The 214-nt window shown below is 46.3% G+C and carries 1 protein-coding gene; it reads right to left on the bottom strand.

Annotation, left to right across the window (positions count from 1 at the left end; genetic code table 11):
- Window positions 1–214, bottom strand: a 214-nt coding sequence (locus QOS06_RS10815; protein ID WP_502868069.1) for a MiiA motif-containing surface protein, incomplete at both ends; no start/stop codon positions are given.

Consider the following 214-nt stretch of genomic DNA (forward strand, 5'->3'; position numbering starts at 1 on the left):
CCTTAACAGTTACCTTGTCGCCTGGAACAGTTGGCGTAATGTTACCAGCATCAGTTGTGCTGCCCTTTTGGCCTTGAACTAATTGGTCACCTGGTATGGTGTCCTTTGAACCATCTGGGTACGTTACTGTAGCTGTACCGTCATCACCTACTGTAACTGTAGTGCCAGCTGGGAACTTATCCTTGTTTGCATTATCGACGTTGTTCTTAACTTG

This window comes from Limosilactobacillus sp. DJ3M12 (assembly GCF_947381695.1).
GTDB lineage: Bacteria > Bacillota > Bacilli > Lactobacillales > Lactobacillaceae > Limosilactobacillus > Limosilactobacillus kinnaridis.